24 protein-coding genes are annotated in these 26,055 nt (G+C 63.8%); 6 read left to right on the top strand and 18 right to left on the bottom strand.

Going from position 1 to position 26,055, the window contains the following annotated elements; translation table 11 throughout:
- Window positions 1–74 precede the first annotated feature (74 nt).
- The 7 genes from mgrA to ABSY17_RS22070 form a co-directional block, all read right to left on the bottom strand.
- Window positions 75–1,127, bottom strand: coding sequence for an L-glyceraldehyde 3-phosphate reductase (mgrA, locus tag ABSY17_RS22040; RefSeq protein WP_378945532.1), 1,053 nt, complete (start codon window positions 1,125–1,127; stop codon window positions 75–77).
- A 174-nt stretch (window positions 1,128–1,301) separates the two neighbouring features.
- Window positions 1,302–2,441 (bottom strand): Gfo/Idh/MocA family protein, encoded by a 1,140-nt coding sequence (locus ABSY17_RS22045; RefSeq protein ID WP_378945535.1) that lies wholly within the window; start codon window positions 2,439–2,441, stop codon window positions 1,302–1,304.
- A 9-nt stretch (window positions 2,442–2,450) separates the two neighbouring features.
- Entirely contained in the window at window positions 2,451–3,197 is a 747-nt protein-coding gene (locus tag ABSY17_RS22050; RefSeq protein ID WP_378945538.1) for a sugar phosphate isomerase/epimerase family protein, read from the bottom strand.
- Between the two features lie 31 nt (window positions 3,198–3,228).
- A complete protein-coding gene (locus tag ABSY17_RS22055; RefSeq protein WP_378945541.1) occupies window positions 3,229–4,311 on the bottom strand; it encodes an ABC transporter ATP-binding protein in 1,083 nt (360 codons plus the stop codon).
- A 4-nt stretch (window positions 4,312–4,315) separates the two neighbouring features.
- A complete protein-coding gene (locus tag ABSY17_RS22060) occupies window positions 4,316–5,245 on the bottom strand; it encodes a carbohydrate ABC transporter permease (RefSeq protein WP_378952953.1) in 930 nt (309 codons plus the stop codon).
- Between the two features lie 16 nt (window positions 5,246–5,261).
- On the bottom strand, window positions 5,262–6,164 hold the full coding sequence (locus tag ABSY17_RS22065; RefSeq protein WP_378945544.1) for a carbohydrate ABC transporter permease: 903 nt from the start codon (window positions 6,162–6,164) through the stop codon (window positions 5,262–5,264).
- 78 nt (window positions 6,165–6,242) lie between these two features.
- Window positions 6,243–7,481 (bottom strand): ABC transporter substrate-binding protein, encoded by a 1,239-nt coding sequence (locus ABSY17_RS22070; RefSeq protein ID WP_378945547.1) that lies wholly within the window; start codon window positions 7,479–7,481, stop codon window positions 6,243–6,245.
- Window positions 7,482–7,839: 358 nt separating this feature from the next.
- Between ABSY17_RS22070 and ABSY17_RS22075 the strand changes: the two genes are divergently transcribed.
- Complete coding sequence (locus ABSY17_RS22075; protein ID WP_378945549.1) at window positions 7,840–8,895, top strand: LacI family transcriptional regulator; 1,056 nt, start codon at window positions 7,840–7,842, stop codon at window positions 8,893–8,895.
- Here ABSY17_RS22075 and gndA read toward each other — a convergent pair.
- From gndA to ABSY17_RS22090, 3 genes are all read right to left on the bottom strand, one after another.
- Window positions 8,892–10,310 carry an NADP-dependent phosphogluconate dehydrogenase gene (gene gndA / locus ABSY17_RS22080; protein WP_378945552.1) on the bottom strand — a complete coding sequence of 473 codons (1,419 nt, stop codon included), beginning with the start codon at window positions 10,308–10,310 and terminating at the stop codon, window positions 8,892–8,894. The two genes, ABSY17_RS22075 and gndA, sit on opposite strands and share 4 nt — an antisense overlap.
- 107 nt (window positions 10,311–10,417) lie before the next feature.
- Window positions 10,418–10,858 (bottom strand): Fur family transcriptional regulator, encoded by a 441-nt coding sequence (locus tag ABSY17_RS22085; RefSeq protein WP_378945555.1) that lies wholly within the window; start codon window positions 10,856–10,858, stop codon window positions 10,418–10,420.
- Window positions 10,859–10,954: 96 nt separating this feature from the next.
- Window positions 10,955–11,206: a DUF2171 domain-containing protein gene (locus ABSY17_RS22090; protein ID WP_378945557.1), complete on the bottom strand. Its 252-nt coding sequence runs from the start codon at window positions 11,204–11,206 to the stop codon at window positions 10,955–10,957.
- A gap of 246 nt (window positions 11,207–11,452) precedes the next feature.
- Here ABSY17_RS22090 and ABSY17_RS22095 point away from each other — a divergent pair, with 246 nt between their 5' ends.
- The 4 genes from ABSY17_RS22095 to ABSY17_RS22110 are packed head-to-tail and all read left to right on the top strand — an operon-like array spanning window position 11,453 to window position 14,917.
- Window positions 11,453–12,325 carry a metal ABC transporter substrate-binding protein gene (locus ABSY17_RS22095; protein ID WP_378952956.1) on the top strand — a complete coding sequence of 291 codons (873 nt, stop codon included), beginning with the start codon at window positions 11,453–11,455 and terminating at the stop codon, window positions 12,323–12,325.
- Window positions 12,322–13,221 (top strand): manganese/iron ABC transporter ATP-binding protein, encoded by a 900-nt coding sequence (locus ABSY17_RS22100; protein WP_378945560.1) that lies wholly within the window; start codon window positions 12,322–12,324, stop codon window positions 13,219–13,221. The genes ABSY17_RS22095 and ABSY17_RS22100 overlap by 4 nt, the downstream gene beginning before the upstream one ends.
- A complete protein-coding gene (gene sitC / locus ABSY17_RS22105; RefSeq protein ID WP_378945563.1) occupies window positions 13,218–14,078 on the top strand; it encodes an iron/manganese ABC transporter permease subunit SitC in 861 nt (286 codons plus the stop codon). Before ABSY17_RS22100 ends, sitC begins: the two co-directional genes overlap by 4 nt.
- Window positions 14,075–14,917 carry a metal ABC transporter permease gene (locus tag ABSY17_RS22110; protein ID WP_378945565.1) on the top strand — a complete coding sequence of 281 codons (843 nt, stop codon included), beginning with the start codon at window positions 14,075–14,077 and terminating at the stop codon, window positions 14,915–14,917. The genes sitC and ABSY17_RS22110 overlap by 4 nt, the downstream gene beginning before the upstream one ends.
- A 223-nt stretch (window positions 14,918–15,140) precedes the next feature.
- Here the strand turns inward: ABSY17_RS22110 and ABSY17_RS22115 are convergent, their stop codons facing one another.
- The 5 genes from ABSY17_RS22115 to ABSY17_RS22135 all read right to left on the bottom strand — a co-directional run bounded on the left by ABSY17_RS22115 (window position 15,141) and on the right by ABSY17_RS22135 (window position 21,692).
- Window positions 15,141–16,250, bottom strand: coding sequence for an ABC transporter ATP-binding protein (locus ABSY17_RS22115; protein WP_378945570.1), 1,110 nt, complete (start codon window positions 16,248–16,250; stop codon window positions 15,141–15,143).
- Window positions 16,251–16,280: 30 nt separating this feature from the next.
- A complete protein-coding gene (locus ABSY17_RS22120) occupies window positions 16,281–17,933 on the bottom strand; it encodes an alpha-glucosidase (RefSeq protein ID WP_378945573.1) in 1,653 nt (550 codons plus the stop codon).
- 16 nt (window positions 17,934–17,949) lie between these two features.
- Window positions 17,950–19,104, bottom strand: a complete 1,155-nt coding sequence (locus ABSY17_RS22125; RefSeq protein ID WP_378945575.1) for a carbohydrate ABC transporter permease — start codon at window positions 19,102–19,104, stop codon at window positions 17,950–17,952.
- Between the two features lies 1 nt (window position 19,105).
- A complete protein-coding gene (locus ABSY17_RS22130) occupies window positions 19,106–20,122 on the bottom strand; it encodes a carbohydrate ABC transporter permease (protein WP_378945578.1) in 1,017 nt (338 codons plus the stop codon).
- Window positions 20,123–20,336: 214 nt separating this feature from the next.
- Window positions 20,337–21,692, bottom strand: a complete 1,356-nt coding sequence (locus ABSY17_RS22135; protein WP_378945581.1) for an ABC transporter substrate-binding protein — start codon at window positions 21,690–21,692, stop codon at window positions 20,337–20,339.
- A 352-nt stretch (window positions 21,693–22,044) separates the two neighbouring features.
- Between ABSY17_RS22135 and ABSY17_RS22140 the strand changes: the two genes are divergently transcribed.
- Window positions 22,045–23,067 carry a substrate-binding domain-containing protein gene (locus tag ABSY17_RS22140; RefSeq protein ID WP_378945584.1) on the top strand — a complete coding sequence of 341 codons (1,023 nt, stop codon included), beginning with the start codon at window positions 22,045–22,047 and terminating at the stop codon, window positions 23,065–23,067.
- A gap of 87 nt (window positions 23,068–23,154) precedes the next feature.
- Here the strand turns inward: ABSY17_RS22140 and ABSY17_RS22145 are convergent, their stop codons facing one another.
- From ABSY17_RS22145 to ABSY17_RS22155, 3 genes are all read right to left on the bottom strand, one after another.
- The gene (locus ABSY17_RS22145) at window positions 23,155–24,207 is read right to left on the bottom strand and encodes an ABC transporter ATP-binding protein (RefSeq protein ID WP_378945586.1); all 1,053 of its coding nucleotides are present in this window, start codon (window positions 24,205–24,207) and stop codon (window positions 23,155–23,157) included.
- 49 nt (window positions 24,208–24,256) lie between these two features.
- Complete coding sequence (locus tag ABSY17_RS22150; RefSeq protein ID WP_378945588.1) at window positions 24,257–25,258, bottom strand: DUF2804 domain-containing protein; 1,002 nt, start codon at window positions 25,256–25,258, stop codon at window positions 24,257–24,259.
- A 90-nt stretch (window positions 25,259–25,348) separates the two neighbouring features.
- On the bottom strand, window positions 25,349–26,026 hold the full coding sequence (locus ABSY17_RS22155) for a GntR family transcriptional regulator (protein WP_378945591.1): 678 nt from the start codon (window positions 26,024–26,026) through the stop codon (window positions 25,349–25,351).
- Between the last annotated feature and the right edge of the window lie 29 nt (window positions 26,027–26,055).

Raw genomic sequence — 26,055 nt, forward strand, 5'->3', positions numbered from 1 at the left:
TTGTGGGGAGGGGTCAGGGGTGGGGGTATCCTGATCGACGGTTTCCCCGCTGCAAATGGGGAGCAGGCAACCGCCTACTTCTTCTGCCGTGCCGGACCCTCGCGCTCGGACGAGCGGGCCCAGAGGTTGATATCTGCGTCCCGGGCATGCTGATCGATCTCGGCCAGTTCGGCATCGCTAAAGGCGAGGTTCTTGATCGCGCCGACGCAATCCTCGACCTGCTCGGGACGGCTGGCACCGATCAGCGCCGAGGTGACGCGGCCGCCGCGCAGCACCCAGGCCAGCGCCATCTGGGCGAGCGTCTGGCCGCGCCGCTCGGCGATGGCGTTCAGCGCACGGATATTGGCGAGGTTCTTGTCGTTGAGGAAGGCCGGGCGCAGCGACTTGCCCTGCGACGCACGGCTACCTTCCGGCACGCCGCCGAGATACTTGCCGGTCAGCATGCCCTGGGCCAGCGGCGAGAAGACGATCGAGCCGATGCCGAGGCCGTCCAGCGCGTCGAGCAATCCGTCATCCTCGACCCAGCGATTGATCAGCGAATAGCTCGGCTGGTGGATCAGGCAGGGCGTGCCGAGCTGACGCAGGATGTCGGCTGCCTCACGCGTGCGCTGGGCGTTGTAGGAGGAAATGCCGGCATAGAGCGCCTTGCCGGAACGCACGGCGTGGTCGAGCGCGCCCATCGTCTCTTCCAGCGGCGTGTCGGGATCAAAGCGGTGCGAGTAGAAGATGTCGACATAGTCGAGCCCCATGCGCTTGAGGCTCTGGTCGAGGCTCGCCAGCACATATTTGCGGCTGCCCCACTCGCCATAGGGTCCGGGCCACATGTCGTAGCCGGCCTTGGTCGAAATGATCATCTCGTCGCGCAGGCCGGCGAAGTCGGTGCGCAGGATTTCACCGAAAGCCGTCTCGGCCGAGCCGGGCGGCGGGCCGTAGTTGTTGGCCAGATCGAAATGGGTGATGCCGAGGTCGAAAGCCCTTTGGCAGATGGCGCGCTTGGTCTTGTGCGGGGTGTCGTCGCCGAAATTGTGCCACAGGCCGAGCGAAATGGCTGGCAGCTTGAGGCCCGACCTGCCGCAGCGGTTGTAGACCATGTTTTCGTAACGGTTTGGGGCGGGCGCGTAAGACATATCAGGTCCTTCAGAATTAGGCGTGGCGCCGCCGCCGCATCACCCTCCCCCCTTGTGGGGAGGGTCGTGAAGCATGTCGCCACGCGACATGCAAAACGGGGTGGGGGTGCCCGGCAATGGTGCTTCGCCCCTCAATACTTGGTTGTACCATCACCTGTCACTACCCCTGCCGCGCTAGACCTTCGCCATCAGCCCCCTTGCGGCAGCGGGTCCCAGCGGCTCCGGCCGCTCGCAGGTGGTCTGCATTTCCACGAACTTCTTCGTCTCGCCCGACTTCAGGATGCCGGTCATGATGTCGATGACATGGTTGGCGAGTTCGAGCGAGCAGCGGTGCGGCCGGCCCTGCATGATCGCCAGCGCCATGTCGGCGAGGCCCGCCGTACGGTAGTTGGCCATCATGCCATGGCTGTGCTTCTCGTTGGGCACGCCGAAGGGGTGGTCCCATTTCGGCAGGCTCTTCACCGGCTTGTCGCCCTTGGTGTAGCGCAGCTCGCCGCCGAAGAAATTGGGATCGGGCATGTGCAGCGAACCGGCCTCGCCATAGAGCTCCATCGGCGCATGGTCATGGTCCCAGACGTCCCAGCTCGAATTGAAGGTGAAGACGGCACCGTTCTCGAACTCCATCAGCGCATGGATGGTGGTCGGCGTGGTCACCGGGATCTTTTCGCCGGCCCGCGGCTTGGACGAGATGGTGCGCTCCCTGGCCGGGATAGACGACAGCGCCGCCACGCGGGAAACCGGCCCGATCAGTTGCACCAGATTGGCGATGTAGTACGGTCCGAGATCGAGGATCGGCCCGCCACCCGGCTGGAAGAAGAAGTCGGGATTGGGGTGCCAGTGTTCCATGCCGTGGCTCATCACATGGCAGGTGCCCGAGGTGATCTTGCCGAGCTTGCCGCTGTCCACCAGGTGGCGCGCCAGCTGGTGCGAGCCACCGAGGAAGGTGTCGGGCGCCGAGCCGATGCGCAGGCCCTTCTTTTCGGCCCGCTTCTTGAGGTCGAGCCCGTCCTTGATCGCCAGCACGAAGGGCTTTTCCGAATAGACATGCTTGCCGGCGTCGATTGCCTGTTTCGACACCTCGTAGTGGACCGCCGGCACCGTCAGGTTGACGACGATGTCGATGTCCCTTGACGCCAGCAGCCCCTCGACCGTCTCGGCGCGGAGATTGAACTCCTTTGCCCGCCCCTTGGCCGCATCCATGTTGATGTCGGCGCAGGCGCGCATCTCGATGCCCTTGAACTCAGGCGCGCGGGCAAAATAGGTCTTCGAGATGTTGCCGCAGCCGATCACCCCGACTCCGAGTTTCCTTGCCATTTATTGCTCCTAGAAGGTCTTGGCGGCTGCGATCGAACGGCGCGCGAAGCGCTCGAAATCGGCGGGGTTGTCGTGTTCCATGATGAAATATTTGGCCGGCGTGCGCTTGCGCAGCGTAGCCACCAGCCCAGCCCAGTCGACCGTGCCGTGGCCGACATCCGACCAGCCGTCCTCGTTGGTCGCTTGCCCTTGCGGCGCGATATCCTTGACGTGGGCGGCCATGATGCGCGCCCCGAATTCATCGATCCAGGGCAGCGGATCGGCGCCGCCCCGGATCACCCAGGCGACGTCCATCTCCCAGCCGATATCGGGTGCAGCTTCCAGGATGAGACGCTGCGGCACCAGCCCGCCGGGAAGAGCCACGAACTCGAAATCGTGGTTGTGCCAGGCAAAATCAAAACCAGCCGCCTTTGCCTTTTCTCCGATCCGAGCGAGGCGTCGGCCGAAGGCGCGCCAGCCCTCGGCATCAACAGGACGATCCGCGGCTTCAAGGTAGGGGCATGCGATTAGCTTCATGCCCAGGGTGGCGGCAATGTCGGCGGCCTTCGGGAAATCGTTTTCAAGCAGGTCGATGCCGAAATGGCCGCTCGGCATGGAAAGACCGTTATGGTCGAGCAGGGCGCGAAACGCCTGCGGGTCCTCGTAGACCCCGCCATAGCCTTCGACCTCTTTGTAGCCGACACTGGCGAGCGCCTTCAGCACCTTGTCCCAGGGTTGGTAGTTGCGGGCACTGTAGAGTTGGAATGACCAGTCCATCTTTGTTGTCCGGTTTGGAGGAAGGAAAAAGTCAGATGCGGTTGCCGCTTTGGCCGTCGAACAGCGAGGCGCGCGCCGGATCGAAGCCGATGTAGAGCTGGTCGCCGGTGTGGAGATGGCGTTCGGCTTCGACGCGGAAGGCAAAGCTCTGACCGCCAAGTTTCGTCCAGACCAAAGTGTCCGAGCCCATCGGCTCGACGAGCTCGACGCTCGCATCGCACGAGAACGGCATGGCCTTGGCCGCTGCGCCAAGTGCAATGTGTTCGGGGCGGATGCCGAGCACGGCCTTGCCGTGGCCGGGGCTACTACCGAAGCCATAGCGGCCGAGCGGGATCGTTGCCCCCGTTGCCGCGAAAGCCGGCTCGGCGCCACCCTCGATCTCGCCATCCAGAAAGTTCATGCCGGGCGAGCCAAGGAAGCCGGCGACGAAGCGGTTGACCGGGCGGTTGTAGATGACCTGCGGCGCGTCGAGCTGCTGGATCACGCCGCCCTTCATCACCGCGATGCGGTCGGCCAGCGTCATCGCCTCGATCTGGTCGTGGGTGACATAGATCATCGTATTGGCGAGCTTCTGGTGCAGCCGCTTGATCTCGACGCGCAGTTCCGAGCGGAGCTTGGCGTCGAGATTGGACAACGGCTCATCGAACAGGAACACGTCGACGTCGCGCACCAGCGCCCGGCCGATTGCCACGCGCTGGCGCTGGCCGCCTGACAGTGCCGCCGGCTTGCGCTTGAGCAGCGGCTCGATCTGCAGGATCTCGGCGGCTCGCGCCACGCGCCTTGCGATCTCGTCGCGCGGCATGCCCGCCGTTCTCAGGCCGAAGGACAGGTTTCCTTCCACCGTCATCTGCGGGTAGAGCGCGTAGGACTGGAACACCATGCCGATGCCGCGGTCCTTCGGCTCCTCCCAGGTGACATTCTTGCCCTTGATCAATATCTGCCCTTCAGAGACATCGAGCAGGCCGGCGATGCAGTTGAGCAGGGTGGACTTGCCGCAGCCGGAGGGACCGAGCAAGACCAGAAACTCGCCTTCGGGCACGTCGAGATTGAGCTGCTTCAGAACGTCATAAACGCCGAAGCTGAGCGAGACGTCGCGGACAACAACACTGGTCATGACCCTATCCCTTCACCGCTCCGGCGGCTATGCCGCGGACGAAAAGCTTGCCGGAGACGAAGTAGACGACGAGCGGGACCAGCCCGGTCAGCAGCGTTGCCGCCATGTTGACGTTGTATTCCTTCACGCCCTGGACCGCGTTGACGATGTTGTTGAGCTGAACCGTCATCGGATAGGTGTCGGGCTTGGTGTAGACGACGCCGAACAGGAAATCGTTCCAGATGCCGGTCACCTGCAGGATGATGGCAACGACAAAGATCGGCAGCGACATCGGCAGCATGATGCGCAGATAGATCGTCCAGAAGCCGGCGCCGTCGACGCGCGCGGCCTTGAACAACTCCTCCGGCAACGAGGCGAAGTAGTTGCGGAACAGCAGCGTCAGGATCGGCATGCCGAAGATCGTGTGCACCAGCACCAGCCCCCACAGCGAGCCGTAGAGCCCGATCTCACGCAGCACGATGACGATCGGATAGAGCATCACCTGGTAGGGAATGAAGGCGCCGACGATGAGGATGGTGAAGAAGATCTCGGCGCCCTTGAAGCGCCAGTTGGCAAGCGCGTAGCCGTTGACCGAGGCAATGGCGATCGACAGGATCACCGAGGGCACAGTGATGCGCACCGAGTTCCAGAAGCCGCGCGACAGCCCATCGCAGTTGAGCCCGGTGCAGGCGCTGGACCAGGCCTTCACCCACGGTTCGAAGGTGATCTCGACCGGCGGCGAGAAGATGTTGCCGAGCCGGATTTCCGGCATGCCCTTCAGCGAGGTCACCACCATCACGTAGAGCGGCAGGAGATAGTAGACCGCGACCACGGCCAGCGTGCCGTAGATGAAGATGTTGCGGCGCGAGAAGGCGCGGCGTGGTTTCGGACCATGGGGGCCGACAAAGGCATCCACATGGCCTACCGAGGCAGGGCTGACGGACAGGTCGGGCATGGTACGCAGAAGATGCTCAGCCATGCCGGCGCCTCCTGCCGAATTCGAGATAGGCCCACGGCACGATGACGATGACCACCGACAGCAGCATCATGGTCGAGGCGGCAAAACCCTGACCCAGGTTCTGGGCGTGGAACATGTAGTCGTAGACGTATTTGGCCGGCACTTCCGAGGCGATGCCGGGGCCGCCGCTGGTCTGCGCCACGACCAGGTCGTAGACCTTGACGATGCTGGCGGCGATGATGACGAGGGTGGTGACGAAGACCGGCCGCATCATCGGGATGACGATGAACAGATAGGTCTTCCAGGTCGGGATGCCGTCGATGCGCGCCGCCTTCCAGATTTCGGCGTCGATGCCGCGCAGTCCGGCCAGCATGAGGCACATGACAAGGCCTGTCCCCTGCCAGAGGCTGGCGATCAGGATGCCGTAGATGACGATCTCGGCATTGTAGAGCGGATCGAACGAAAAACTCTCCCATCCGAGCCCGCGCACCACTGCCTGAACGCCGAAATCGGGATTGAGCAGCCACTGCCAGACCAGCCCCGTTACGATGAAGGACAGCGCGAAGGGGTAGAGAAAGATGGTGCGGAACGTGTCTTCGAAGCGGATCTTCTGATCCATGAGCGCGGCGAGCAGGAACCCGACCGCCAGCGAAAAGACGAGAGATAGCAGACCATAGATCGCAAGGTTTTCGACCGCAACCTGCCAGCGGGGCGCTGCCCAGAGCCTTTCGTACTGGCTGACACCGGCGAAGGTAAGGCGCGGCAGAAGCTTGGAATTGGTGAAGGAATAGAGGACGGTCCAGGCCGTCCCGCCAACGAAGATGACGACTGCGGTCAGGATCATCGGCACCGAGGCGAATTTTGCGCTCAGGTTCCGGAACAGCTGGCTCGGACGCTTTAGTTCGCTTGCGCTCATGGCGATCCCCTCGAACCCGGCTCAAGGGCGAGCCGGCCCGTCCATGACGAGGCCGGCCAGCACCTTCTGACGGATCGATCAGTCGGCTGTTGCGATGATCTCGGCGAAGCGCTTCTGGGCGTCCTCCAGTGTCAGGTTTGGATTGGCGAAGAATTCGGAGAACAGGTCTTCCTTCTGCTTCTGCGAATCCTGGGTCAGCAGCTGGTCGGTCCAGGGAACGATGTTGCCCTTGGCAAGGATGTCGAGACCCTTCTTCATGCAGTCGTTGGCCGTGTTGAGGTCGACATCGCCGCGGACCGGCAGCGAACCCTTCTTCAGGTTGAAGGCAACCTGGGTCTTCGGATCGAGCAGCGTCGTTGCGAGCGCTTCCTGCGCCTGGGACTTTTCGGCGTCCTTCAGCAGCGGGAAGTAGAAGGCATCGCCACCGGTGGCGATGGCCTCGTTGAGGCCGAGACCGGGCAGACAGCTGTAGTCCTTGCCGGCGACCTTGCCGGCGACCTGAAACTCGCCCTGCGCCCAATCGCCCATGATCTGGCCGCCGGCCTTGCCGGTGATGACCATGTTGGTCGCCTGGTTCCAGTCCTGCACATTGGTGTTCTTCGCCATCTTGCGGGCGTCATCGGCCGCCTTGAACACCTTGGCAACCTCCGGTCCGGCCGCGAATTCGGCGTTCTTGTCCTTGTAGACCTTCAGGAAAGTGTCGGTGCCGCCCACCGACAGCAGGAGCACGTCGAAAGCTCCGGATGTCTGCCAGGGCTGGCCGCCCACGGCGAGCGGAACGATGCCTTTCGCTTCCAGCGCCGGTGCGGCTGCGACGAACTCGTCCCAGTTCTTCGGCACGGCGACGCCGGCATCCTCAAATGCCTTGTTGGACAGCCAGAGCCATTGCCAGGAATGGATATTGACCGGTACGCAATAGATCTTGCCGTCCAGCGTGCAGCTGTCGAGCAGGCTCTTGGGGCGGACGATCTCGGTCCATTTTTCCTTGGCGGCGAGGTCGGTGAAATCTCGCATCAGACCGGCCTGCACAAGCTCCTCCGCCTGGCGGCCGTGGTTGAACTGGGTGGCAGCCATCGGGTCACCGCCGGTGATGCGGCTGATCATGATCGGCCGCGCAGTGCCTCCCGAACCGGCAATGGCGCCGTCGACCCATTTGTTACCGGTGGCGTCGAACGCCTTGGCAAGTTCGGCTACCGCCGCCGCCTCGCCACCGGAAGTCCACCAGTGCGTCACTTCGAGGTCGGTCGCCGAGGCCGGCGCGGCGGCCCCCAGTGCAACTCCCGCTGCGAACGCGGCAGTCATCAGCCTATAACGCATCGTGCTCCTCCCTGAATCTGAAACGTTACAGATTGAACGTTATGTGAAGGGCGAAGCTGGTGCAATGGGCGCACGGCAATTTTTTTGATCCCCGAACAAACGCAATCTGGCAGAAAATGGGGGTGTTTTCCCAATATTCCCGCTGCAATGCAGCATTATCGCGGAGAATTGCGTGGCAACTCAATGACAAGCGATCATGCTGCGGCGCAACGCTCCAGGCCGCAGCACCCCGCGGAGACCGCTTGAAGCTGCCCTGAACATTGGCAATCTGTAACGTTACAGCCTTTACAGGAAACACTTGCAAGGTCCAATATGCGAGTGCGATATGCACCCATCGGAAAGGATGGCGGCAACGACAATGAGCGACACGGTTCCGCCGGATGTGAATGCCGAGCAGGCTGCGGGCGACGGCACGCACCCGCCAACACTGAAGACCATCGCCTTCATGACCGGGCTTGGCGTGACGACCGTTTCTCGCGCACTGAAGGACGCGCCCGAAATCGGCGCCGAAACGAAGCGGCGCGTGCAACTCGTGGCACGCCAGATCGGCTACCGCCCTAACCGCGCCGGGGTGCGCCTGCGCACCGGCAAGACCAACGTCATCAGCCTGGTGCTCGACACCGAGGAGCAGATCGGCGGCTTCGTCTCCGATCTCATCTACGGCATCTCGGAAGCGCTGGCGCAGACGCCCTATCACCTCGTCGTCACGCCCTATTCGCGCAACAACGATCCGCTCGAGCCGGTGCGCTATGTCGTCGACACAGCATCCGCCGACGGCGTCATCATCTCGCGCACGGAGCCCGACGACAAGCGCGTGCGCTACATGAGCGAGCGCGGCTTTCCCTTCGCCACCCACGGCCGCACCCATATGGGCATCGACCATCCCTTCCACGACTTTGACAACTACGCCTATGCGACCGAGGCGGTGAAGAAGCTCGCGGCCCTCGGCCGCAGGCGGCTGGCGCTGCTCGCGCCGCCGTCAAACCTCAGCTACTACCACCACATGCGCGACGGATTTGCCGATGCGATCATGGAGCATGGACTGTCCGAAGTGCCCTTCCCCACCGCCACGGTGGACCACTCGATCGAAGACATCCGCAAGTTCACTTCGGACCTGATGCAACGGCCGAACCGGCCCGACGGCTTCGTCAGCGGCGCGGGTGCCGGCACCTTTGCGCTGGTCGCGGGCGTCGAGGACGCCGGTTTCACGCTCGGCCAGGACGTCGACATCGTGTCGAAGCAGGCGTCGAAGCTGCTGCACCTGCTCCGGCCGCAAATCTACGTCGTCAACGAGGACGTGCGGCTGGCCGGCCACGAACTGGCGACCGCCCTGCTCGGTCGCATCGCCGGGCGCGACATCGCCTCGCTGCAGAGCCTCAGCAAACCGAGCGCCGTCGAGGCCTACGAGGCTTAATCTCCGCCGCCCCACGGACCGTGATGCGCGCCCGGCGCATCGATGCGCTCGAACCCGTGCGCGCCGAAGAAGTCGCGCTGCGCCTGGATGAGGTCGGACGTGCCGCGCCCCTGGCGATAGCCATCGAAATAGGCGAGCGCCGACGACAGCGCCGGCACCGGCAGGCCGGCCTCCACGGCGCGCGCCACGGTGCGCCTGAGCGCCAGCTGCGACTTGCCCATCATCTCGACAAAGGCCGGCGCCATCAGGAGATTGGCCGGCGCATCGGCCTTGCCGAAGGCCTCGGCGATGGTGTCGAGGAACTGCGAGCGGATGATGCAGCCGGCGCGCCAGATTTTCGCGATCGTCGGCAAGGGCAGGTTCCAGTCGAACTGCTTCGACGCCGCCGCCATCACCGCGAAGCCCTGCGCATAGGCGGCGATCTTGCCGGCAAACAACGCCAGCTCCAGATCGCCGAGCACTTCATGCCTTGGGCCTGCAAATTTCAGCGGAATGGCGCCATAGGCCAATTCTGCTGCCAGCCGCTCGTCCCTCATCGACGACAGCACTCGCGCCGCAACCGCCGCCTCGATGGCGGTGGCCGGAATGCCCAGTTGCTGCGCCTCGATGACCGACCATTTGCCCGTGCCCTTCTGGCCGGCGCGGTCGAGGATGATATCGACCACCGGCCGCCCGGTCTTGGGGTCGTCGGCAGCAAGAACGGTTGCGGTGATTTCGATCAGGTAGGATTCGAGCCGGCCCCTGTTCCAGCCGGCAAAGACCGGCGCGATCTCCTTTGGGCCCATGCCGAGCCCGTCACGCAGGATGCCGTAGATCTCGGCGATCATCTGCATGTCGGCATATTCGATGCCGTTGTGGATGGTCTTGACGAAATGCCCAGCCCCGTCGGTGCCGAGCCAGGCGGCGCAAGGCTCGCCCTTGTATTTGGCTGAAATCGCGGTGAGCACGGCCTCGACGCGGGTCCAGGATTCCGGCGTGCCGCCGACCATGATCGAGGGGCCGTAGCGGGCCCCTTCCTCGCCGCCCGACACGCCCATGCCTATGAAAGTCAGCCCTGAACCCTCGAGTTCCTTGAACCGCCGCATGGTGTCGCGGAAGTTGGCATTGCCGGCGTCGATGACGATGTCATTGACCGCCAGCACCGGGCGCAACGCCGCGATCTGCTGATCGACGGGATCGCCCGCTACCACCATGATGATGATCGGCCGCGGCGGCCGAATCGCTGCCACCAGTTCCTCGATGGTGGCGCAGGGCACGATCATGTCCCTGAGGTCGCCGGCGGATTCGACGAAGGCCTGGGTGCGCGCCGGCGTCCGGTTGAAGACGGCGATGCGATGGCCCTTCTCGGCGATGTTCAGGGCCAGATTCGAGCCCATCACGCCTAGCCCGATCAGTCCGATTTCGGCTTGTTCCATGGCACCTGTCCCTGCTGATGACGAATACGGTTCGAAACGGATGATTGACCGCCCGTCCGCCGAGGTCAACTTGGCCGCAGCCACTCGTCCTGCCCGGAATAGCCCCGTCAACCGGAACGCCGGCGACCGTAGAGCTCCAGCCGGTGATGGACGATATCGTAACCGAGCTCGCGGGCGATTTCCTGCTGCAACTGCTCGATGCGGTCCGAGCGGAACTCGATCACATCGCCGGTATCGATGTCGATGAGATGGTCGTGATGATCGCCGCCGGCCTGCTCGAAACGCGACGGACCACCCTCGAAGGCATGGCGATGGATGGCCCCCATCTCCTCCAGAAGCTTCATCGTCCGGTAGACGGTGGACAATGAAATGCTCTTGTCGATGCTCTCGGCACGACGAAAGATCTCGAGCGCATCGGGATGGTCTTCCGTCTCGCCCAGGACACCAAGAATCACCTTGCGCGGCCGGGTGATGCGGATGCCCGCCTTTCGCAGCGCTTTTTCGTAGTCGGGCTTCTTGGGAGCCTGCCTGGATGTTGGCTTGGTCATGGCGCGACTATGTGCCAGATGACACTCAGTTGCAAAAGATTCCGCGCGCGCCAATCCCCAGATAAGCCATCCCACGGGGTCTCCAGGAGCCACAAACTAGCTCGGCTTGCCTTCTTCCTCGAATGTCACCGCGACATCGGCATTCGCCGACAGCCGCACCTTGTTGCCTTCCGTCTCGGCGACAAGGGCAGTTGGAATATAGTGGTTGTGACCCCTATGGCTGCCCTCGCCGCTGTCTTGTTTGGTCAGTTTGATGCGCCCGTTCTCGACTGCCTCGACCGTACCGATGTGAACGCCATCAGCACCGATGACTTCCATGCGCTCGCGAATTCCGCTGGTGCCTGCCACGATCGTTCTCCTTGGCTTGATTGGCAGTACCGACAACGCATCAGCCCCGGATTGGATGCACCGCACCCGCGCTCAAAGGGATTTGTTCCGCAACTTGCGGATGACCCACTTGCAAACGATTTGCAATTGCATTGACAAGCGTGCGACGGCCCATTAAGTCTGGCAGCATACGAGCCGCCCGTTCGGTGCGGCATATCGAACGGGATATCCATGACAGCCTTGCGCACCGCCTTCGTCGTCATTGCGATGCTGGGGGCCTTGCTTGGCCTATCGGCCTGCACCGAACAGAGCGACGCCGGCGGAAAGATGAAGGTGGTCACAACCTTCACCGTCATCGCCGACATCGCCCGCAACGTCGCAGGTGATGCGGCGGACGTGGACTCGATCACCAAGCCCAACGCCGAGATCCACAACTACCAGCCGACGCCGGGCGACATCATGCGCGCCCAGAAGGCCGACCTGATCCTGTGGAACGGCCTCAACCTCGAGCGCTGGTTCGAGAAGTTCTTCGAAAATCTCGACGGCGTGACCCAGGCGGTGGTGACCGACGGCGTCGCCCCCATGGGCATCGCCGAGGGACCCTACACCGGCAAGCCCAACCCGCATGCATGGATGTCGCCGCAGGCGGCGCTCATCTATGTCGAGAACATCCGCAAGGCCTTTGCCGAAAAGGACCCCAAGAACGCCGAAATCTACGCGAAAAACGCCGCCGCCTACTCGGAAAAGATCAAGGCAACCGTGGCCCCGATCCACGCGGCGATCGACGCCATTCCCGAGGAGCGCCGTTGGCTCGCCACCAGCGAAGGCGCGTTCTCCTACCTGGCACGCGACTTCGGCCTGAAGGAAGTCTATCTTTGGCCGATCAACGCCGACCAGCAAGGCACGCCCCAGCAGGTGCGCAAGGTGATCGACCTCGTCAACGCCCACCACATCCCGGCCGTGTTCAGCGAAAGCACGGTGTCGTCCAAGCCTGCCGAGCAGGTGGCTCGTGAGACCGGCGCCAAATATGGCGGCGTGCTCTACGTCGACTCCCTCAGCGACGAGGGCGGTCCGGTTCCGACCTATCTCGACCTTCTGCGCGTGACCACCGAAACCATCGTCAAGGGGCTCGCCCAATGACCCTGCCCCTGAAATCCAGGCATGCGGCGGCACTGGTCGACGAAGGTCTGCACGTCGACAACATCTCGGTGACCTATCGCAACGGCCACACCGCCCTGCGCAATGCCTCCTTCGCCATTCCACGCGGCACCATCACCGCACTGGTCGGTGTCAACGGCAGCGGCAAGTCGACGCTGTTCAAGTCGATCATGGGCTTCGTGCCGCTCGCCACTGGCAGTGTCTCAATCTTTGGCGAGCCCGCGCGGGAAGCCTTGAAGAAAAATCGCGTTGCCTATGTGCCGCAGAGCGAGGATGTCGACTGGAACTTCCCCGTTCTGGTCGAGGACGTCGTCATGATGGGCCGCTACGGCCATATGAACTTCCTGCGCATGACCCGCGCCATCGACCGCGAGGCGGTCGATGCGGCACTCGAGCGCGTCGGCATGGCCGATTTCCGCAAGCGCCAGATCGGCGAGCTTTCCGGCGGCCAGAAGAAGCGCGTGTTCCTCGCCCGGGCGCTGGCCCAGGAGGGCGAACTCATCCTGCTCGACGAGCCGTTCACCGGTGTCGACGTGCGCACCGAAGAAGCGATCATCGCGCTGCTGCAAGGCCTGCGCGACGAGGGCCGGGTGATGCTGGTGTCGACCCACAATCTCGGTTCGGTGCCACGCTTCTGCGACCGCGCCGTGCTGATCAACCGCACCATCCTTGCCGCCGGCCCGACGGCCGAGACCTTCACCAAAGCCAATCTCGAAAAGGCCTTCGGCGGCGTGCTGCGCCAGTTCATCCTCGGCGGCGCCGAACTGCACCAGGACGCCGACACGCGTCAGGTGACGGTGCTGACCGACGACGAGCGGCCTTTCGTCATTTACGACGAAGGCAACGGCAAGACCGGCAAGGGCAAGCGCAAGAAATGATCGCCACCCTCACCGAGCCGTTCGGCTACGGCTACATGATCAACGCCATGTGGGTGTCCGCACTCGTCGGCGGCGTCTGCGCCTTCCTCTCCGCCTATCTGATGCTCAAGGGCTGGTCGCTGATCGGCGACGCGCTCTCGCATTCCATCGTGCCGGGCGTCGCCGGCGCCTACATGCTGGGCCTGCCGTTCTCGCTCGGCGCCTTCCTGTCGGGCGGGCTGGCGGCGGGTGCGATGCTGTTCCTCAACCAGCGCACCAAGCTCAAGGAAGACGCCATCATCGGGCTGATCTTCACCTCCTTCTTCGGGCTCGGCCTGTTCATGATCTCGCTGTCGCCGGCCTCGGTGAACATCCAGACCATCGTGCTCGGAAACATCCTGGCGATCACGCCAGCCGACACGCTCCAGCTCGTCCTGATCGGCGGCATCTCGCTTGCCATCCTGCTCGCGAAGTGGAAGGACCTGATGGTCGCCTTCTTCGACGAGAACCATGCCCGTTCGATCGGCCTCAATCCTGATCTTCTCAAGGTGCTGTTTTTCACCCTGCTGAGCGCCTCGACAGTAGCGGCATTGCAGACCGTCGGCGCCTTCCTGGTCATCGCCATGGTGGTGACGCCGGGAGCAACGGCCTATCTGCTGACCGACCGTTTTCCGCGACTGATCGCCATCAGCGTCGCCATCGGCACGGTGACCAGCTTCGTCGGCGCCTATGCCAGCTATTTTCTCGACGGCGCGACGGGGGGCATCATCGTCGTTGCCCAGACCCTGATCTTCCTGCTCGCCTTCGTCTTCGCGCCCAAGCATGGAAAGCTTGCCGCGCGGCGGCGGGCACGCGAAGCGCTGGAGGCGGGGCTATGATCGAAACCCTCACCCTTCCCTTCGCCTTCCCGTTCATGCAGCAGGCATTCGCCATAGCACTTCTGGTGGCGGTGCCGATGGCGCTGCTGTCGTGCTTCCTGGTGCTCAAGGGCTGGTCGCTGATGGGCGACGCCATCAGCCATGCGGTGCTGCCTGGCGTCGTGCTTGCCTATATCGCCGGCCTGCCGCTCGCCGTCGGCGCCTTTGCCGCCGGCATGACCTGCGCGCTGGCGACCGGTTATCTCAAGGAAAACAGCCGGATCAAGGAAGACACCGTGATGGGCATCGTCTTCTCCGGCATGTTCGGCCTCGGTATCGTGCTCTACACCAAGATCGAGACCGACGTGCATCTCGACCATATCCTGTTCGGCGACATGCTGGGCGTGAGCTGGCGCGACGTTGCCGAAACCGGAGTGATCGCGCTGGTGGTCACCGGTGCGATCGGCCTGTTCCGCAGGGACCTTTTGCTGCATGCTTTCGACCCGCAGCACGCGCGAGCGATCGGCCTGCCGGTGAGACTGCTGCACTACGGGCTGCTGTCGATCCTGTCGCTGACCATCGTCGGCGCGCTGAAGGCGGTGGGCATCATCATCGCCATTGCCATGCTGATCGCGCCGGGGGCCATTGCCTACCTGCTCACCGACCGCTTCGAGCGGATGCTGATGGTCTCGGTCCTGGTGGCTGTGCTGGCGTCTTTCTTCGGCGTCTATCTCAGCTTCTTCATCGACAGCGCGCCGGCGCCGACCATCGTGCTCTTGATGACCCTGACCTTTGTCGCGGCCTTCTTCGTCTCGAAACGCCGGACGGAACTTCGAGAGCGGCAGGTGACGGTGGAGTGAGGCGCTATCACGTGCTGATGCCTCTTGGCATCGCGCTGACCTCATACCCCCACCCCTAACCCCTCCCCACAAGGGGGAGGGGGCCGCGTTCGTCGCTGCCACCAAAATCGTCAGAGGTCAGCGCTGGACGCGCGCATGCCACAAGGTCCCCCTCCCCCTTGTGGGGAGGGGTTAGGGGGTGGGGGTGCCATCAAACGCAATGACTGGAAAGGGTGCGCGCTACCTACGCCGCCACCGCCGTACGGCGGCGGGCGAAGGAGCGGCCGTTACCATCGAAGATATGCAGGTCGTCGGGACTGGCGGCGAGCCGAAGCGCCTTGCCGCGCTTGACCTCGACATTGCCGGGCAGCTTGGCTGTCAGCGGCTGGTCGGGCCGGCCGATGTCGACATAGACGAGCTGGACCTCGCCGAGCTGCTCGACATAGTCGACCAGCCCTTCGAACAGATAGTCAGCACCGGTGGCGACATAGAGATCCTCGGGCCGCACGCCGAAGCTCACCGGTTTGCCCTGCACCTCGGCCGGTGTCGCCACCGGCACCGGCGTCTTGCGCCCGCCGATGTGGGACACCAGGCTGGTCTCCCCCGTCCTGTCGATGGCGGCGGCGACGATGTTCATCGCTGGCGAGCCGATGAACTGGGCAACGAACAGATTGCCGGGGTGCTTGTACAGCTCCATCGGCGTGCCGACCTGCTCGATGCGGCCGTCCTTGAGCACGACGATGCGGTCGGCCAGCGTCATCGCCTCGACCTGGTCGTGGGTGACGTAGATCATCGTGGTCTCGGGCATCGATTCCTTGAGCTTGGCGATCTCGATGCGGGTGGCGACGCGAAGTGCTGCGTCAAGATTGGACAGCGGCTCGTCGAACAGGAAGACTTTTGGGTTGCGCACGATGGCGCGGCCGATGGCGACGCGCTGGCGCTGCCCGCCTGACATCGCCTTGGGCAGGCGGTCGAGATATTTGGTCAGTTGCAGGATCTCGGCTGCGGCGCGCACCCGCTTGTCGATCTCGGCCTTGCTTTCCTTGGCGATCTTCATGCCGAAGGCCATGTTGTCGTAGACGGTCATGTGCGGATAGAGCGCGTAGGACTGGAAGACCATGGCGATGCCGCGCTTGGATGGCGGCACGTCGTTGACCTTCTCGCCGGCGATCTCGAGCGTGCCGCCGGTAATCTCCTCGAGCCCGGCGATGGAGCGCAGGAGCGTCGACTTCCCACAACCCGACGGGCCGACGAAGACGATGAACTCGCCCGATTTGATGTCGAGGTCGATGCCGTGAAGGATGTTGACGTTGCCGTAGGATTTCTTGACGTCCCTGAGCGTTAAATCGGCCATGGTGTCCTCCTAGATTTTTATCTACGCCCGTCAGGCGAAGCGCCCGAACCAGGCGCCGTAACCACCGAGCCGCACGCCACCGACGTTTGCGTTCCCGTCGAGCCCATGCCCAGCCAGGGGCTGCAGAGCCCGCCCTCCGAGATCGAGCGTAGCCGCTGCGCTGCCGAGATTGAAGACGCAAATGATTTCCTCGTTGCCCTCACGCCGCGTAAACGCAACCACGTCGCCATCGGCCGCCAGGAACGAGATGTCGCCCTTGGCCAGCGCCGGATGCGCCCGGCGGAAGGCGAGGAAGCGGCGATAGTGCTCGAGCAGCGAGGCCGGGTCGCCTTCCTGCGTGTCGACGGCCTTGCCAAGATGCTCCGCCGGCACCGGAAGCCATGGCTTAGCCGGGGAAAAACCGCCATGGGCGGCATCCTTGCTCCACACCATCGGCGTGCGGCAGCCGTCGCGGCCCTTGAATTCCGGCCAGAAGCGAATGCCGTAGGGATCCTGCAGGTCCTCGAAGGTAAGGCTGGCCTCGGTAAGGCCGAGTTCCTCACCCTGGTAGATGCAGACCGAGCCGCGCAGCGACATCAGCAGCGCCGAGACGACCTTGAGATAGGCGGTGCGGTCGGCCTCGCCCATGCCCCAGCGAGAGGCGTGTCGGACGACGTCATGGTTGGAGAAGGCCCAGCAGGACCAGCCGTCGGCCGCCACCCTGCCGAAGTCTTCCAGCACCGAGCGGACCCTGGCGGCGGTTATCTTCTCAGGGGCAAGAAAATCGAAGGCGTAGCACATCTGCACCTTGTCGCCGCCGCCGGTGTAGGACGCAACGACCTCCAGGCCACGCTGCGAGTCGCCGACCTCGCCGACCGCAGCCGCCGCCGGATATTCGTCGAGCACGGCGCGGAAGCGGGCGAGGAATTCGAGGTTTTCGGGCCGGTTCTTGTCGTAGATGTGGTCCTGGAAATTGTAAGGGTTCACCGCCGGCGCAGTCTGGTCGTTGCGCTCTTCCGGCGGCAGCGCCGGATTGTCCTCGAGGCCGGCCGAGTGGAAGTAGAAATTGATCGTGTCGAGCCGGAAGCCGTCGACGCCGCGGTCGAGCCAGAAGCGGGTGACGTCGAGAAGCGCGTCCTGGACGTCGCGGTTGTGGAAGTTGAGGTCGGGCTGCTCGGCGAGGAAGTTGTGCAGATAGTACTGCATGCGCCTGGTGTCCCACTGCCAGGCCGAACCGCCGAAGATCGACAGCCAGTTGTTGGGCGGACTGCCGTCCGACCGAGCGTCGGCCCAGACATACCAGTCGGCCTTGGCATTGTCGCGGCTCGACCGGCTTTCCTTGAACCACGCATGCAGGTCGGAGGTGTGCGAGATGACGCCGTCGACCATCACCTTGAGGCCGAGGCGATGGGCTTCCGCGATCATGGCGTCGAAATCATCAAGCGTGCCGAACATCGGGTCGATGTCGAGGTAGTCGGAGATGTCGTAGCCGAAATCCTTCATCGGCGACTTGAAGAAGGGCGAGATCCAGACGGCATCGGCGCCGAGCGCCGCGATATGCGGCAGCCGCTCAATGATGCCCTGGAGGTCACCGACGCCGTCTCCGTTCGAATCCTGGAAGCTGCGCGGGTAGATCTGGTAGATCACAGCCCCGCGCCACCAGTCGCGGTCGACAGCGGTTTCAGGGTTTTCGATTCTGCGCATTGCGGCCTGCATCGAGCTAGCCTCCCTTGACTGAGCCCGCGAGCAGTCCGCGGACGAAATAACGTTGAAGCGAGAAGAACACGAACAGCGGCACCAGGATGGTGACGAAGGCCGATGTGGTGAGGATTTCCCAGTCGCCGCCGCGCGAGCCGAGCAGGGCATTGAGCTTGCCGGTCAGCACCAGCTGGTCGGAGCCGCTGCCGAGGAAGACCATCGCCACCAAAAGATCGTTCCAGACCCAGAGGAACTGGAAGATGGCGAAGGAGGCGAGCACCGGGAAGGACAGCGGCAGCACGATCTTGACGAAGATCTCGAAGTCGCTGGCGCCGTCGATGCGCGCCGACTCCATGATCTCGCGCGGCAGGCCGGCGATGTAGCTGCGCAGCAGGTAGATGGCGAAGGGCAGGCCGAATCCGGTATGCGCCAGCCAGATGCCGAGATAGGTCTTGGCCGGTACGCCGAAGAACAGGCCGACGCCATTGTAGAGCTTGAGCAGCGGGATCAGCGACATCTGCAGCGGCACGACCAGCAGCCCGATGACCACCGCAATCAGCAGCGCGCGGCCGGGAAAGCGCATCCAGGCGAGCGCATAGGCGGCATAGGCGGCGATCAGGATCGGGATGATGGTGGCCGGGATCGTCACCGTCAGCGAGTTGATGAAGGAACGGCCGATTCCTTCCGAAAACAGCACCGTGCGGTAGTTGTCCATGGTGAAGCGCGGTGGCATGGAGGCCGAGAAATAGATGCGCTGGCCGCGGCCGCCATCGAAGGCCTTGGGCGACGACAGCGTGTAGGAGCCGTCGTCATTGACCTGCAAGGTCAAGCCGTCGCCAAGATCGGCAACCGCACCCGCCTCGAATTGCGTCGGCTGCTGCGCCTTGGTGCCGAAGGCCGTGAGCGTGCGGGCATCGCCGGCCTCGAACAAATTGCCCATGATGTGGAATTTGCCGTCCTTCTCGACCTGGTTTTCGGCAGCGCCGGTGCGGCCGGCCTGGGTTCCGGAGGAAGTGGCTAGCGCCGTCCACCAGCCCGAGACGATGAGTTGCTCCTTGTCGCGCAACGAGCTGACCAGGATGCCGAGCGTCGGGATGGTCCAGATCGCGACGAAGACGAACACCGCGATGTGGACGCCGAAACGGCCGAGGAAGGACTTTCCGGTAGCGCTGGCCATGTCAGTGCCCTCCCCCGCCTTCGCGGTTGGCCTGGCGGATGTTCCAGATCATGATCGGCACCACCGCCAGCATGATGACCACGGCAATCGCCGCCCCCCGACCGAAGTCGCCGCCGCCGCGGAACATCCAGTCAAACATCAGATTGGCCAGCACCTGGCTGTTCCACTGGCCATTGGTCATGGTCAGCACGATGTCGAAGACCTTCAGTACCAGGATGGTGATGGTGGTCCAGACGACGGCGATGGTGCCCCAGATCTGCGGCACCATGATCTTCCAGAAGATCTGGAACGGATTGGCGCCGTCGATGACGGCCGCCTCGATGGTCTCCTCGGGAATACCGCGCAGCGCCGACGCCAGGATAACCATGGCAAAGCCCGTCTGGATCCAGATCAGGATGACCATCAGGAAAAAATTGTTCCAGAATGGCGTCGAGATCCATACCTGCGGATTGCCGCCGAGGTACTGCACCACGGCATTGAGGATGCCGATCTGGGTCTGGCCCTCGGCGCGGTATTCATAGACGAATTTCCAGATGACGCTGGCGCCGACAAACGAGATGGCGAGCGGCATGAAGACCAGGCTCTTGGCGATGTTGCCCCACCAGATCTTGTCGGTGAGCACGGCGATGACCAGGCCGAAGAAGGTGCAGGCGGCCGGCACCACGGCGAGCCAGAGCAAATTGTTGAAGATCGAGTTGCGGAACTCGCGGTCGCCGAAGGCCCAGCTGTAATTGGCAAGGCCGACGAAGTTCTCGCCGTTGCGATCCATCAGGGAGAGCCTGAGCGTGTCAATCACCGGATAGATCAGGTAGACGACCAGGATCAGCATCGCCGGGCCGACGAACAGCCACGGCCGGATCAGGCCCTGGCGGCGGAGATTGTCCACCACGGCAGTGCCCGAGACGCCGCGCGAGGGAAAGATCAAGTCGAGCAGCTTGTTGGCGCCCCAGAAATAGACGACGCAGCCGCCGACGCCGACAACGACCGTGAAGATTGCCGAGAATATCTGTGCCGCCATGGGATCAATCCCTTTGCAACGCTGGTTCGAGCTCGGGCTACCTCAAGGGATCAAGCCCCCTCATCCGGCCGCTACGCGGCCACCTTCTCCCCATTGGGGAGAAGAAGAAGGCGGTGCCCTCGACTGCCTCCTCTCCCCAACGGGGAGAGGGTGCCCGAGCGAAGCGGAGGGCGGGTGAGGGAGTGACCCCTCGAAGCCCGCCGCAACGCAACCGCTACTTGATCGCGTCCCAGCTCTTCTGGATGTCGCCTGCGACATCTGCCGGAGCCTTGCCGCCTACTAGATCGATCATGCCGGTCCAGAAGGCACCAGCGCCGATCTTGCCGGGCATCAGATCGGAGCCGTCGAAGCGGAAGGTCGAGGCGTTGACCAGGATGTCGCCCTGCTTCTTCAGAGCTTCATTGCCATAGGCCTTGTTGTTGGCCGTCTTCAGCGGAGTCAGGAAGCCCGACTGCGCCATCCAGACCTCATGGGCGAGCGGCATCTTCAAAAAGTCGATGAAGGCGCGCGCGGCCTTGGAGTCCTTGGTGATGGTGAACAGCGTGCCACCACCGAGCACGGGGTTGCCGAGTTCGGGCTTGGCGGCCATCGGCGGCAGGTAGAAGAAGTCGGCATCCTCGCCGAGCTTGGTGCCCTCGGGGAAGAACGACGAGATGAACGACGCCTGGCGGTGCATGTAGCACTTGGGCGGAACGGCAAACATGCCCTTGGGGCTGTCGCGGAAATCGGTCGCCGCCACCGCCGCCTTGCCGCCATCGACATATTTGTCGTTGGTGGCGATCTTGGCGAAGACGTCGAGCGCGCCAACGACCGCCGGATCATTGAACGGAATCTCGTTCTTGGTCCACTTGTCGTAGGTCTCGGGCGACTGCGTGCGCAGCATGATGTCTTCGACCCAGTCCGTGGCCGGCCAGCCGGTGGCGCCGCCGGAGCCAAGACCGATACACCACGGCACGCCGCCGTCAGCCACGATCTTGTCGGTCAGGGCCTGCAGCTCCTCCCAGGTCTTGGGAACTTCATAGCCGGCTTCTTCAAAATTCTCGGGCACGTACCAGACCAGCGACTTCAGGTCGGCCTTGAAGGGGAAGCCATAGAAGCCGGGCTTGCCTTCCTTGTCCTTGAAGGTGCCGAGATCGACCCATGACTGGCCAGCACCATAGTTCTCCTTGACGAAATTGGCAGCGGCATCGTCGAGCGGGCTGAGCAGGCCCTTCGAGGCAAGATCCTGGATCAGGCCGGGCTGCGGCAGGATGGCGATGTTCGGCGGGCTGCCCGCCTGCGTGTCGATGACGATCTGCTGCTCGTAGTTTTCGGACGAGGAGTATTTGACCTCGGCGCCGGTGGCTTCGCTGAAATAGTCGAGCACCGAGCGCGCCAAGGCTTCGTCCTCGCCGCGCCACGGTCCGAAGATCGTCAGCGTCTCGCCCTTGAGGTCGACCTTCTTGAGGTCGTCGAAATTGGACCAGGTAAAGCGGGCGTCCTCGCCCGGCTTGAACTTCAGTTCCGCCGACGCGGGCGCGCTCAGGGCGATGGCGCCAAGCGCCACGCCCAACAACAGGGTCTTCCTCATGGTTGTCCTCCCAGTGGATCAAAATCCCGGACGGAACCTCCATTCCGCCCGCCTGCACCGCCCCGAACTCTCCCCGGTATCGCGCAGCCTGCAATTCGCGTGATGCCACGGCATTTCAAAGCGCTTTGGCTTCAGCAATCACGCCATTGAACGCGAAAAGAGTCAAGAGCTTCGCCGGACTGGTCGAGTAAAGAACTCCATGAAATGTGCGTTGCAGCATGGTATTTGGCGGTGCAAAAGCAAATATTGCTTCAAAGGACGGCTGCGGCAGCCTATCTTGGCATCCTCCCCGGACACCGGCGCAGACCCGAGGGGGCGCCGATATTCAAAGCGCTTTGAGGATTTGAACGAGGTGAACCTCAAACAACTGTCATTGATGCTGGAGCTGTCGCAGACGACGGTGAGCCGCGCGCTGAACGGCTATCCGGAGGTCAGCGAGGATACGCGCCGCCGCGTCATGGACGCCGCCAAGCGCCATGGCTACCGACCCAACCCGAGCGCGCGGCGGCTGGCGACCGGCAAAGCCGGCATGATCGGCTACGTCATGCCGACGGGTGCCGCCGTCGACATCGACCCGCATTTCGTCGAGTTCCTGTCGGGCCTCGGCGACTATGCGCGCGGCCACGAGCTCGATCTGGTGCTGAGCCCGGCGGACGCCGCCGACGAGGAGACCACTTACCGGCGCATTGTCGCCAACAAGCAGGTCGACGCGCTCTATATCTCGGCGCCACGCAGTTCGGACAAACGCGTGGCACTTGCCCACCAGCTCGGCATCCCCTTCATCGTCCATGGCCGCAGCGAAGGGCTCGATTTCGACTATCCCTTCATCGACATCGACAATGAAGGCGCCTTCCACGACGCGACCCGGCTGCTCGTGCAACTCGGCCATCGCCGCATCGCCCTGATCAACGGCGAAGACACACAGACCTTCGCCATCTTCCGCGAGCGCGGCACCCGCCGAGCGCTGGCGGAAAGCGGGCTGATGCTGGAGCCCATGAACATCCGCTCGGAAATCATGACCGAGGAAAACGGCTATCGCGCCGCGCGCAGCCTGCTGGAGGCGTCCGATGCGCCGACGGCCATCGTCTGTTCGAGCCTGATCATGGCGCTCGGCGTGGTCAGGGCAGCGCGCGACCTCAACCTGACGATCCCCACCGACCTGTCGCTGGTCAGCCATGACGACGTCTTTCCCTGGCTGAAGCCGGAGCATTTTTCGGTGCCGCTGACGACGACCCGCTCCTCGATCCGGGCGGCTGGCGCGCGCGTCGCCGAGCGGCTGGCAGCACGCATTTCGGGGCTGGAAGATGGCGCGCGCGGCGAGGTCTGGCCGGTCGACCTCGTGGTGCGTGGGTCCATTGCCGGCGTGAAGCAATAGGCAGAAACGGCAGCGGCGGCGGGACCGGTAAGTCCGCCGCCGTCGAAGGGGCCGGGAATTGCTGCCGCCAGGCTTCCCGACCTGATGCTAGATCCGCTTACCGGTCTTGGTGTCGAAGGCGTGGACATCCTTCGGCGCGGCATGCAGGTGAATGGTGTCGCCGGGGCCGACATCGGTGCGGCCGCGGATCAGCACGCGGATCACCCTGCCGGCGAGGCGCGCGGTGATCTGGGTTTCGGAACCAGTCGGTTCGACCACCGACACGGTCGCCGGCCAGCCCTTGTCGGCAAGCAAAAAATGCTCTGGACGCACGCCGATGGTCACCGCCGTGCCGGCCGCATGGCCAAGCGCGGGAAGATCGAGCGCTTCACCGCTTTCGAGCGCCAGCTTGCCAGCACCGTCGATCTTGCCTTCGAGGAAGTTCATCGGCGGCGAGCCGATGAAGGCGGCGACAAACAGGCTCTGCGGGCGATCGTAGAGTTCGAGCGGCGGGCCGGACTGCTCGACGCGGCCGCCATTCATGACCACGACGCGGTCGGCCAGCGTCATCGCCTCGATCTGGTCGTGGGTGACATAGACCGTGGTGGTGCCCAGGCGCTGGTGCAGTTCCTTGAGTTCCGAGCGCATCTCGCCGCGCAGCTTGGCGTCGAGGTTGGACAGCGGCTCGTCGAACAAAAAGACGTTGGGGTTGCGGACGATGGCGCGACCCATGGCGACGCGCTGGCGCTGGCCGCCGGAAAGCGCGCGCGGCTTGCGGTCGAGCAACGCTTCGAGGCCGAGGATGCGGGCAGCCTCGTTGACGCGCTTTTCGATCTCGGCCTTGGGCGTGCGGCGCATGCGCAGTGCAAAGCCCATGTTCTCGCGCACCGTTTTGTGCGGATAGAGCGCATAGTTCTGGAACACCATGGCGATGTCGCGGTCCTTCGGCGCGACATCGTTGACGACACGGCCGCCAATGGCGATGTCGCCGTCGGTGATCTCCTCAAGACCGGCGATCATGCGCAGCAGGGTCGACTTGCCGCAGCCGGAGGGGCCGACGAGAGCGACGAACTCGCCATCGGGAATATCGATCGAGATGCCATGGATGACGGCATGGCCGGCATAGGCCTTGCGGATGTCCCTGATTTCAACGTTGCTCATGTCTGCTTCCTGGGATTCTTGTCACTGGCGCGGATGTTGCGGGGCTGTGCTACCAACGCCGCTTGACCTCTTCGGCCCAGCCGAAAATCTTCTCGACCTTGATGCGGCGGCCGTCCTCGCTGACCACGGTGCCGTCGTACCAGCCGAAGACCTGGTGCTCGCGCGACAGCACCACCAGGCGGTCGAAGCAGGAGTAGCGGTCGTAGACCGGGGTGAAGGTCAGGTCGACGCGGTCGCCCAGGATGCGCCACGGCGCCATCCAGTCGTTGCGGTCGTAGATCCATTCCAGTTCCTGGCTGATCTTCTGGATGCGGCCGTCGATGCGCAGGCAGTTCTCGGTCGAGGGCGTGCCGTCGGTCCACTTGGCGCCGAACTGCAGGCCGATGACCTCGCCCTCAGGAGTGCGGCCGCTGCCCGCGCCCCAGTTCCAGACGATCGAATAGGGCCAGCGGCCGCGACCGTGGTCGAGGGTCGCGAAGGCAGTGTCGGCTGACAGTTCGTAGCTCTTGCCGTCCGCCCTCACCCAGCCACTGGCCGGGATGCAATTGTCCTTGAGGGTGTACTGGAAGCGCTTGTTGTCCCAGGGAACCACGACGCCCATGGCCTCGTGCCCGGGCTCCTTGATGGCCGAGATCTCGAGGTCGAGGCGCTTGGTGGCGACGCGCAGCAACGTGCCGTTCTCCACCTCGAGCATCTCGATCTTCATGTCGTTGCCCTTGCCGACCAGCGAACCGTCGCCCGAGCGCTCCGGCATCGGCGTGACGCGGTCGCGCGGCAGCCAATGGATCTCGGCCTGGGAAAAGGTTTCCAGCGTCTTCATGTCGAGGAAGAAGGTGGCCAGCGTGACGCGGTAATCGGAGTGCGAGATGTTGATCGCCACCGTGAGATCGGGCGTGGTGATGCACCAATATTCGAAGCGCTTGTTGCGGCCCCAGCCCTTGAGGTTGGCCGTATGCAACGGCTGCCGGGTCCAGCCCACGGCGGCCGGGTTCAGCCGTCCGTTCGGCAAGCACAGATCGACCGGTTCGGTGATCTCGCGTTCAGTCTTCATTACGCCACCTACCATTTGCGGTGAACCTCCTCAGTCAGTTCGCGTTCTGCCGCGCAGCGGTCGCAACGCCCAATGGATCAAGCTTTGCCGTCACTTCGCAGCCTGCACGACCCGCGAGCGATCGAGCTCGACGATCAGCGCATCGCCGGCGGCGCGCTCATGCTGCCGGACCAGGTCCGCGGCCAGGGCAAAGTCGCGCTTGCCGAGCGCTTGCCTGATGACGCGGTGCTCATCGAGCGAGGCGCGCATGCGCTGCGGCACCGCCTCGAAGCCGCGATGCATGGCCATGGTCTGGGCCCGCAGGTTGACGAGCAGCTTGAGGCTCCACTGCGAGTGCGGCGTGTCGCAGAGCAGGACGTGGAAGTCGTGGTTCAGCCGCGCATAGAGGCCGGCGTCTCCGGATGAAACCGCGGCCTCGCTCTCGGCGATGTTGCGGTCGATCTCGGCCAGCCGCTCTTCCGTGTAGCTTGGCGCTCCAAGCTCGATGGCGAGCGCGCCGAGCGTGCCGCGCAGGGCATAAACCTCATGCACGTGTTCACTGTTGAAGGAGGCGACGACGACGCCGAGATGAGCGTGGAAATCGAGCCAGCCTTCGGCAGAAAGGCTGCGCAGCGCCTCGCGGATCGGCGTCTCGCTCATGCCGAGCGCTTCGGACATTTCACGCGTGGTGATGCGTGCACCGGCGCGCACCGCACCGGAGACGATCATCTCCTGGATGTACTGGCGCGCCAGTTCCGCCTTGGTCTGATAGACCGCCTTCGGTTTCATCGCTGTCCTCCCCGCCTTCGAATGTGCAA

This window comes from Mesorhizobium sp. ANAO-SY3R2 (assembly GCF_042466635.1).
In the GTDB taxonomy this organism is placed as follows: domain Bacteria; phylum Pseudomonadota; class Alphaproteobacteria; order Rhizobiales; family Rhizobiaceae; genus Aminobacter.